The sequence below is a fragment of the Streptomyces sp. NPDC002573 genome (assembly GCF_042889625.1).
GTDB lineage: Bacteria > Actinomycetota > Actinomycetes > Streptomycetales > Streptomycetaceae > Streptomyces > Streptomyces gibsoniae.
In genome coordinates, this window is the sequence record NZ_JBIARC010000012.1 from 173,997 (window position 1) to 182,315 (window position 8,319).

Genomic DNA, 8,319 nt, shown 5'->3' on the forward strand with positions numbered 1-8,319 from the left:
CCCCGGGGCGGCGGGATGCTTGGCGGCTTGCTACCGCCCCGGCGGCCGGTCAGCGCTTGTTCGCGCCGCTGAGCAGGGAGCGCAGGACCACGGCGGCGATGGCCACGGACACGGCCGATACGGCGACGGCCGCCAGGAGCGCGGTGAGCACGACGCCGACGACGACCACACCGGCGACCGCGACCGCGAACGGAGCGAGCGACCGGCCCGCGAAAGGCGCCGAAGCCTGCGTCTGCTGAGGGACGACGGGCATCGTCGGCAGCGTCGGAACATCGGGCAGCTTGGGACGGAACACGGTGGACCTCCTTGTCACTTGTGGGTGCCGTTGACCACGCCGACTCCCGAACGGGTGCCGGACTCGATGGCGGGCGCGAGGAAGGTGTGCGAGAGCCAGAAGCCGAACAGAGCGATCACCACGGCGACCCAGAGACGGATGCCGAGGAACTTGATCGCGGCCCAGGCGATGACGCCCAGGACGAAGACGAGCGGGAGCGAGACGGTCACAGCGGTCTCCTCAGCGGACGGCGCAGCGATGGGTGCGGGCGGCCAGCTCGGCGGCGGCGCGGCTGTCGTAGTCCGTGGAGAAGCCGCAGCGCGGGGCCGTGCAGGCGGCGGTGTGCTTCTCGCGGCCCCGGCCGTCGTAGTACGTGCCGACCTGGACCGGGCCGATGCGGACGACGTTGCGGAAACGGCGGTTGGCGGGCATGTGTGCTCCTTCAGAGCTGTGCGGCGATGGCTTCGGCCAGTTGCGCCGGTACGCCGAGCCGTGCGCGGAGTGTCGGAGTGTCGATGGCCGCGCCGGTCCGCGCTCGGTGTTCGGAGGCGACCTTTCGGGCGTGGTCGACGAGGGCGGCCGGGACCGGCACCGAGGAAGGGGCGATGGCCGGTCGAGGTTCGGGCTCAGGGGCGGTCGGCTCGGGGATGACGGGTGCGGGTTCGCCGGTCGTGTCGTGTGCGGTGTGGGCGAGGAGGGTGCCGCCGAGGAAGGCGACCGCGGGCCATCCGGCGACGAGGATGCGGAGCCAGGCGGGTACGGCGACCAGATCGAGCAGGCCTGCAGTGGCGACGTTGGCGCCGAGCGACGCGGTCAGCGCCACGAGGAACCAGCACCACCCGCCCGCTTTCGCCCCGCCGGAGCGCAGTCGACGCCAGGCCGCCACCAGCAGCAGGTCCACGGAAACCGGGTACGCCCACGCCTTCCACCCGTGCTGTCCTGCGGCCGAGGCCAGGTCGTGCAGGTGGGCGAAGGACAGCGCGGCGGCGATGACCGCCTGCACGAGCACCGCGTCGACGCGGGTCAGGTGGGCGCGCACGGTTCGATTCCCTCCGATGTGGTCAGTCAGTGGACTTGAGTTCGTCGGCCCGCGCGCGTGCAGCGGCGGCGACCTCGGCCCCTTCGGTGTCGCCGGGCCGGTCGGCGGCGATGCGTTCCAGCAGGTCCGCCTTACGGCTCATGAGTTCGCGGTAGTTGCCGACGCCGAATTTGCGGTGGTCGGACAGGTCGGCGATCAGCGCCGAGACTTTGGAGATGGACGGGCGGGACAAAGTGACTCCCTCGTTTTCGGGCATGGCGGGGTAGGGACTTGGCACGAGACGGACGTGCGGGCCGTTGGAGCGTGGTTGAGCGGTCAGCCGCCTACTCGGCGAGCGGGACTGGCTTGACCAGCGATACCGGGGCGTCAGCCGGACGGAGCGGCACCGCGGGCCGGAACGGTTCGAGCGCGGGCAGGTTCGGCACCAGGTGAGCCGACTCCCGGCAGACCGCAGCAGCGTCGCCGAGTGAGAGGTACGGGGTGCGGATACGAGACCAGCCGCCGGAGGTGTCACCGGCCACGGCGAGGCCGGGGCGTTCGGGGGCGATGGCACAGGCGGCGTCGACCGCTTCCGGTGCGATGTCGCCGAGCGCCATCTTTGCGGACGCTTCGTCGTTGACGCGGTGGCACACGCGGCCGGTGAGCTGGGCCCGCAGCATGGTCGCGCCCTTGCCCAGCTCAGCCCCGAACCTCTGCCCGCAGACTTCCAGGTAGATGCCGGCGGCGCGGCCGAGCTGCGCGAGACGGATGAGCTGGGTGACCATCTCATCGCGCCGTTCCTCGTCCTTGCGCGTTGCGACGAGGAACAGTTCGGCCACTTCATCGACGAACAGCACGATCGGCACCGGCCGTTCTTCCTCGGGCAGGCCCCAGATGTCGGAGGTGATCTCCTCGTCCGGGGTGCCCGGCGCGACGCCTTGCCGGGCCTTGATCAGGTCGTACCGGTCTTCCATCTCCTTCACGAGGACCGGCAGCAGCTCGGCCGCCTGCTCGGGATCGGTGGCCAACGCCGATAGCCGCGGGGCGAAGGGCGCGAGCTCCACGCCCCGCTTGCAGTCGATGCCGACCAGCGCGACCGGCTGCTGCGCCAGCCCGGTGACCAGGTGCCGTTGGTACATGGACTTCCCAGACAGGGTGGCGCCGAGGGTGAGTTGGTGCGGGATGGTCCGGTAGTCCCGTACGAAGGCCGTCGCGTCCTCCCTCAGCGCCACCGGCACCTTGAGGAGTCCGCGCTCCGCTTTCCTGGGCATCCGGACGTTGCTCAGCACGTCGAAGCCGACGAGCCGCAGTTCCACCACGCCCGGCTTCACGTCCGTCACGTACACGGCGTGCACGCCCCAGGCATGCCGCAGTCGTTCCGCCGAGGCGGCGACCTCTGCTGGCTCCTGGCCCGGAGCCAGGCGTAACCGAAGCCGCAGGCCCGTCGAGGTGGCCGGATGACTCCCCGGCGAGGAGGCACCGGCCGGACCTCGCGGCGAGACGTCGCCTTGACCGCCAGGGCCCGCAGCCGGGAGGGCTGGACGGTCAGGCCGCACGCCTCCATGACGGAGCTGTAGGAGCCGAGGAGCCGGACCGTCGATATCGGCAGGCCGACCGTGGACCAGTAGACGCCCGGGTGACGGGCCCGGGTGTAGGCAGCCCCGCCACCGAGTCCGGCGAGGGGGCCACCCACCTCCAGCAGCGTCAACCAGTCCGACATCAGGCCGAGGCCTCGGCCCGAGCCGGGAAGGTGGCCGGTGTGACGGCTGCGGCGCGAAAGGCGATGCCGTGCCGCTGCTGACCGTTGAACACGGTCTCCCACGGCCGGGCCACCAGACCCGGCAGCGAGACCGGAGCGCCGAGCGTCAGGCCCTCAGAGATGCCGCTTTCCGGAACGGTGACCTTGATCAGCGAAGACTCGCCGTCCTCGATGTAGACGGCGCCGATCGTCATGAGTGCTTCGCCGCTGGTGGCGTCCTTGGCGATCTCTCCGGTCTGGCGGTCCCGAACCTTGGGTTCCGGTGCTTCGGTGAGCAGGATGGTGGCCGCCGAAGTCTCCACACGGATGACACGCACAGAAATGCTCTCCCTTGCGTTGCGCCGCACGCGCGTACGGCCGCGTTTAGTGACGAATGACTACGCAACGGGAGGTTGACCTCATACCGACTGGGCGCGATACGCTCCAGGAGCGTTGATGCCAAAGACGCACCCGGCCTGAGTGGGCTGCCTCCCGCTCAGGCCACATCTGTTTCTGTGGCCCTTCCGCTTACGCGCCGGTGCAGGTCTGCCTTCCTGCTCCGGCCCGTTCGCATGTCCGCACCGCCAACTCCGCTGGACGCGAAGGGGCTTGCCGACACCAACCACAGTAACCCGTACTCCAAGTACTGCCTAGTACTTCAGGTACCAGTCCGTACTTCGTGTACGCCCAACTCCGCCGCCAGGTTGCGGAGTTCCTCAGAGGGCGGCTGGGCCATGGTCAACAGGTCCGCCGCAAGCTGCTTCACCATCGGCAGGGCCCGCACCATCTCGGGCGACAGCTCACGCGCCCTGAAGAGCGCTGAGACCGCATCAGCGACCTGCCGACGCTGGGCGTAGGCCCTGGCGACATCGATCTGAAAGCGCGTCTGCCGTTCCGCCGACAGCCCCGACTCGTCGACGGCCTGCGCAGCCCGCAGTGCGACACCGGCATCTCCCAGGTCCACCGCGACGGCAACCTCGTGCAAGCCGACGTTGGTCGGTCCGAACTCGGTGTTGTAGTCGTTGCGCCCGTCACCGACCTGTTCGGCCATCTCACGGGCCTCACGGAGATAGCCGTACGCTTCATCGGCCAGGTTCGACCGAGCGGCAGCAACCGCCCGTTGCAGTGTCAGGGCGCCGCGCAGGGCCACCGCCTCGATCTGCCCGGACTCCGCCAGAGGTCGCAGCGCATCAGCGGCACTCCCGGACACCTGGGCTGCCTGCTCGAAGTGACGGGCACCGAGAAAGACCAGCGACAGACGGAACTCACCGGCCGCCATCAACAGCGGATCATTCGCCCGCTCGGCGGCGACCACCGCACGGTCCACCGCGATCCAGGCCGCCTCGGGCTCGCCCATGTTCGCGAGCGCACCACTGCACGTGTGGTACATGACCGCCAGTAGCCGGAACAGTTCCGGACGCTCCGCCTCAGCAGCCGAGCGAGTGGCCGCCTCCAGCCGGGGAACGAGCCCCTCGAGCAACTCGGCCAGGTCGGCATAGTTGCCCTGATGCGTGAACGACCAGGCACGGTCGACCTCGGCGCGAAGCGCCGGAACATCAGGGGAAGCGTTCTGCGGCGCGAGGACCGCCTTCAGTGAGTGCGCGGCACTCAGCACCATCCGCAAGCGACTCGCCCCAGGTGGCTCACCCTCGGCGATCGACGCAACGATGGGGGCCTCAGCCGCCAACTCGGCGACCGGAACCTCAAGGACATCGGCGACCTTTTCCAACACGGTCATCCGGTCGATGCGGCGTACGCCCCGCTCCACCTGGGACACCCAGGCTTCCGAGCGCCCCAGCAGGCCCGCGAACTCCTTCTGCGACAGCCCTCGGCGCTTGCGATGGAAGGCGATCTTGCGACCGAGCGCCTTCTGATACTCAGTGCTCAACGTCCACGCCCTTGCCGGACACGAAGTCCAGGCGATCGACCTCCGTGGCGGAGAGGTACCGGTCCCGCTCGGAGAGGAAGGCCCGCACGTAGTCCTTCGACTCGTGCTCTTCGAACGCGTCCTTGTCCCGGTAGAGCTCGTAGAACACGCGCTCCAGGGGGCGGCCGTCAACGCGGTGCACTGCATAGATCACCGTTCCGGGCTCGTTCGCACGGATCTGCTCACCAGTCCGGGCCACAAGGTCATCGAAGGCAACTGCCGACTCTTCGTCCTTGCAGGTGAAGCGCACAAACAGACCGAACATGCGAAGTCCTCTCTCCATCGGCATCCAGGCCAGCACCAGACCGCAGGCCGAACGCTATGCGCTGGGCCGCCCGCACGAAAAGTACGAACCCGTACTCCAGGTACGCGCACATTCGGTACGGTGCTAGTACTAATTGTACGGCTCTGCATGGTCCGTGTCAGCCGATCGGCCCGGCTGACACAGAAAGCAGCAGGTCATCCGCCATGGAGGACGCCATGCCCACCCACCGACGCACCTTCCCCGGAGAGCCCCAACAACTCCGCGCGGCGCGCAGTTGGACCCGCGCGACACTGAACGGCCACCCCCACTCGGAAGACGCCGAGCTGATCGTCACCGAACTCGGCACCAACGCCCTCATGCACACCGCCAGCGGCGACCCAGCCGGCGCCTTCCACGTCACGCTCACGGTCTCCGAGCTGATCGTGACCATCGCAGTAACGGATTCCGGAGACGCCAAGACCAGTCCCGCGGTCCAGCACCCATCCCCCAACGCCACCCACGGCCGAGGCCTCGGCATGGTCGCCGCTCTCGCCCATCGCGTCCTGGTCCACGGCGACGACTCCGGCCGCACCGTCACCGCCGAACTCCGTGTCCCGGCCGAACTCCAGGAGTCGTCGCCGTGCTCATGAATCCCCCACCAGACGACGCACGCCTCGGAGACCACGTGGGCAAACCCCGCCGCGGATACTGGTGCGAGTGCTGGACGCAAGACCTCACTACGCAGCAACAGCCGGCACCGCCTCGGACGAGGCATGGATGTGGTTATACGAGGGCCGCGTCCACACGAGGCGTGCACTCCTACGCGCGGAGCCCAGCACGGTGACCATCACCCAGGCCAGCACACGCGTGACGTGGACGATCCGACCAGTGCTCTTCTTGCCGCTCGCGCATCGCCAAGAGGGCAAACTCCCAGCCTGCGTAGACGACTTCAAAGCACCCACACCCCACGCGACCGACTGAGTTACAACCTTCTTCACGGGTTCAAGCACCCGTCGTCGCTTCGCTCCTCCGGGCGGGCGCGGGCGGCAGGCACACGGGGCATGAGGTCAGAACACGTCGGGGCTGGGGCGGTCGGCTCCGTGCACCACGAGGGACGGCGGGTCAGTCGTCACCCCAGCCGCGGAACGTCCCTGCCCAGCGGCGGAGACTCGCCCTGATCAAGCCCGGCCAGCATCCACAACGCTTGTGACCTGCCACACACGACCCCACATGCCCGCATATGTCCGTTTAATTGATAGAATCATCAGAACCGAGGATATGATCCCTTAGAGACGGAGCAGCACATGGCATTCACGTTCCTCGACCCTGCGTATACGGCTCCAGGTTGCATGCAGGAGCCACACCTGATGCATCACCGAGCTAGGCCGTCACTCGTTCACTCGCGCACCTTGCCGCAACCACGATCCATGCTGACCATCGCCTTGCTGCTCATTCTGGCGATCACACTCATCGATCTTCAGGTGCCTGGCTCAGCTCATCTCGGCGACTTGCTGATCATGGTGCCTGTACTCACTGCCTGGTACGCGAGCTCCCGGGTGACCTCACTTGTCGCCCTCATGTCCGTGTCGGCTTTGATGGCCATCTACCTGGTCCGCCAAACGGTGAACCCGCCACAGACGGCTGCCCTCCTTGCGACCTCGGTGGCCGTCACGATCGCCCGGTACCTGACGGAACACGGACAGCGAAAGCTGGTCCAGCTGCACGCAGTCGCCGAGGCCGCGCAACGCGCCATACTGCCTCCCCTCCCCCACCGACTCGGCCCTCTTCACCTGGCCTCGACGTACCTGGCGGCAGAGGACGAAGCACGCATCGGCGGAGATCTCTACGCCGCCGTGCGCACGCCCACGGGAACACGGTTGATCATCGGCGACGTACGAGGCAAGGGCCTGGCGGCGGTCGGCAACGCCGCCCACACCATCAGCACGTTCCGCGACGCCGCCCGCCGACTGACCACGCTGCCGGAACTCGCCGCCTACCTGGATTCAAGCGTCCGCAGCAACGCATCCGAAGCAGTGAGCCCCGAACAGACCGAAGAGGCGTTCGTCACCGCCACTCTCCTCGAAATCCCCGACGCCGAGCCCCTCGTGCGGAGCGTCACCTGCGGACACCCCCCACCGCTACTCCTACGAGGGAACGACGTCGTGACCCTGGAAGCCGGCCAACCCGCGCCCCCGCTGGGACTGGGCGCATTGACGCAAACCACCTATCACCTCGACACCTTCGCCCTACGCGCCAAAGACACCCTCCTCCTCTACACCGACGGTGCCATCGAAGCCCGCAATACCGACGGCGAGTTCTACCCGCTCGCCAAACGACTCACCCCCCAGAACCACCGCCATCCCACGGCACTCCTCAACCACCTCCGCGGCGACCTTCTCAACCACGTCGGCGGCCGACTCGACGACGACGCCGCCTTGATCGCAATCAAACGTCAACCCGCTGACGGCATAGCGCCATCGGCTGACCAATCGACCTGTGATGAGTGCGGCGTCTCGATGTCCTTCGATATGCGGTCACGCAGCACTTCTGACCTGGGGGAACGACCCAGTGCAGTACAGCAGGGAAGTACAGCAACCACCACGACCGCCACCGACCGCCAACGGTCCTTGGCGACCAGTTGACCAGCCCACCTGACCTCAATGACCATCCTGCCCATAGTTCGCATCGAGGGGCGAACAGGTTGAGCGACGCTTGACTCGGTCATTGAGACTGCGCCGACCGCATGATCAAGGTCACCGAGCCGTGTCACGAGCGTGCCAGATCGAGGGGGGAGCCGCGGGGAATCACGGAGACTCCCGGTAGCCGTAGACGAGATCAGCCCCCGACCAAACTTGCTGGTCAGGGGCTGATTCCCGTTACTGTGGCGGCGCCAGGATTCGAACCTGGGAAGGCTGAGCCGGCAGATTCCCAAGCTGAGAGCTCGGGTGCCGTCGTCGCGAGCCGGCCCCACGGCTTGCTCTGGTCAACAGCATTGACAGCGTGGCGGAGGCGCCGGTGGGGGTGCAGCAAGACATACGCGCGCATGGTCGGTCGGCGCACCCGCCGTCATGGCTGACTGTCGTCGGCTGAGGTTCATGCGGACCGTTCGAGGGTGGCC

At 67.8% G+C, this 8,319-nt stretch carries 10 protein-coding genes and 2 pseudogenes; 3 read left to right on the forward strand and 9 right to left on the reverse strand.

The features are described from left to right. Window positions 1-49 precede the first annotated feature (49 nt). The 9 genes and pseudogenes from ACFYX0_RS14750 to ACFYX0_RS14790 all read right to left on the reverse strand — a co-directional run bounded on the left by ACFYX0_RS14750 (window position 50) and on the right by ACFYX0_RS14790 (window position 5,222). Window positions 50-295, reverse strand: a complete 246-nt coding sequence (locus ACFYX0_RS14750; RefSeq protein ID WP_388970282.1) for a SpdD protein — start codon at window positions 293-295, stop codon at window positions 50-52. Window positions 296-309: 14 nt separating this feature from the next. After that, window positions 310-504 carry a hypothetical protein gene (locus tag ACFYX0_RS14755; protein ID WP_388970284.1) on the reverse strand — a complete coding sequence of 65 codons (195 nt, stop codon included), beginning with the start codon at window positions 502-504 and terminating at the stop codon, window positions 310-312. A gap of 10 nt (window positions 505-514) precedes the next feature. Continuing rightward, entirely contained in the window at window positions 515-706 is a 192-nt protein-coding gene (locus tag ACFYX0_RS14760) for a mobile element transfer protein (RefSeq protein WP_351925844.1), read from the reverse strand. Window positions 707-716: 10 nt separating this feature from the next. Further along, window positions 717-1,313 (reverse strand): DUF2637 domain-containing protein, encoded by a 597-nt coding sequence (locus tag ACFYX0_RS14765; RefSeq protein WP_388970286.1) that lies wholly within the window; start codon window positions 1,311-1,313, stop codon window positions 717-719. Between the two features lie 22 nt (window positions 1,314-1,335). Then, window positions 1,336-1,569 carry a hypothetical protein gene (locus ACFYX0_RS14770; protein ID WP_388970288.1) on the reverse strand — a complete coding sequence of 78 codons (234 nt, stop codon included), beginning with the start codon at window positions 1,567-1,569 and terminating at the stop codon, window positions 1,336-1,338. A gap of 67 nt (window positions 1,570-1,636) precedes the next feature. Then, window positions 1,637-3,012, reverse strand: a pseudogene (locus ACFYX0_RS14775) (FtsK/SpoIIIE domain-containing protein). Beyond that, window positions 3,012-3,368, reverse strand: a complete 357-nt coding sequence (locus tag ACFYX0_RS14780) for a hypothetical protein (RefSeq protein ID WP_010040228.1) — start codon at window positions 3,366-3,368, stop codon at window positions 3,012-3,014. Before ACFYX0_RS14780 ends, ACFYX0_RS14775 begins: the two are co-directional and overlap by 1 nt. 320 nt (window positions 3,369-3,688) lie before the next feature. Then, a complete protein-coding gene (locus ACFYX0_RS14785; protein ID WP_388970290.1) occupies window positions 3,689-4,918 on the reverse strand; it encodes a helix-turn-helix domain-containing protein in 1,230 nt (409 codons plus the stop codon). After that, window positions 4,908-5,222, reverse strand: coding sequence for a putative quinol monooxygenase (locus ACFYX0_RS14790; protein WP_037765418.1), 315 nt, complete (start codon window positions 5,220-5,222; stop codon window positions 4,908-4,910). The genes ACFYX0_RS14785 and ACFYX0_RS14790 overlap by 11 nt, the downstream gene beginning before the upstream one ends. A gap of 215 nt (window positions 5,223-5,437) precedes the next feature. On the opposite strand from ACFYX0_RS14790, the gene ACFYX0_RS14795 reads away from it, so the two are divergent. From ACFYX0_RS14795 to ACFYX0_RS14805, 3 genes and pseudogenes are all read left to right on the forward strand, one after another. Beyond that, window positions 5,438-5,851 carry an ATP-binding protein gene (locus tag ACFYX0_RS14795; RefSeq protein WP_388970292.1) on the forward strand — a complete coding sequence of 138 codons (414 nt, stop codon included), beginning with the start codon at window positions 5,438-5,440 and terminating at the stop codon, window positions 5,849-5,851. Next, window positions 5,848-6,182 (forward strand): annotated as a pseudogene (locus ACFYX0_RS14800) (hypothetical protein). Before ACFYX0_RS14795 ends, ACFYX0_RS14800 begins: the two are co-directional and overlap by 4 nt. A gap of 446 nt (window positions 6,183-6,628) precedes the next feature. Next, window positions 6,629-7,843, forward strand: a complete 1,215-nt coding sequence (locus ACFYX0_RS14805; RefSeq protein WP_388970294.1) for a PP2C family protein-serine/threonine phosphatase — start codon at window positions 6,629-6,631, stop codon at window positions 7,841-7,843. The last annotated feature ends 476 nt before the right edge of the window (window positions 7,844-8,319 follow it).

What these genes read in the sequence shown, in the direction of transcription:
- ACFYX0_RS14760 (WP_351925844.1), bottom strand. Translation starts at nt 706, where the DNA reads ATGCCCGCCAACCGCCGTTTCCGCAACGTCGTCCGCATCGGCCCGGTC.
- ACFYX0_RS14770 (WP_388970288.1), bottom strand. Translation starts at nt 1,569, where the DNA reads ATGCCCGAAAACGAGGGAGTCACTTTGTCCCGCCCGTCCATCTCCAAA.
- ACFYX0_RS14790 (WP_037765418.1), bottom strand. Translation starts at nt 5,222, where the DNA reads ATGTTCGGTCTGTTTGTGCGCTTCACCTGCAAGGACGAAGAGTCGGCA.
- ACFYX0_RS14795 (WP_388970292.1), top strand. Translation starts at nt 5,438, where the DNA reads ATGCCCACCCACCGACGCACCTTCCCCGGAGAGCCCCAACAACTCCGC.
- ACFYX0_RS14805 (WP_388970294.1), top strand. Translation starts at nt 6,629, where the DNA reads ATGCTGACCATCGCCTTGCTGCTCATTCTGGCGATCACACTCATCGAT.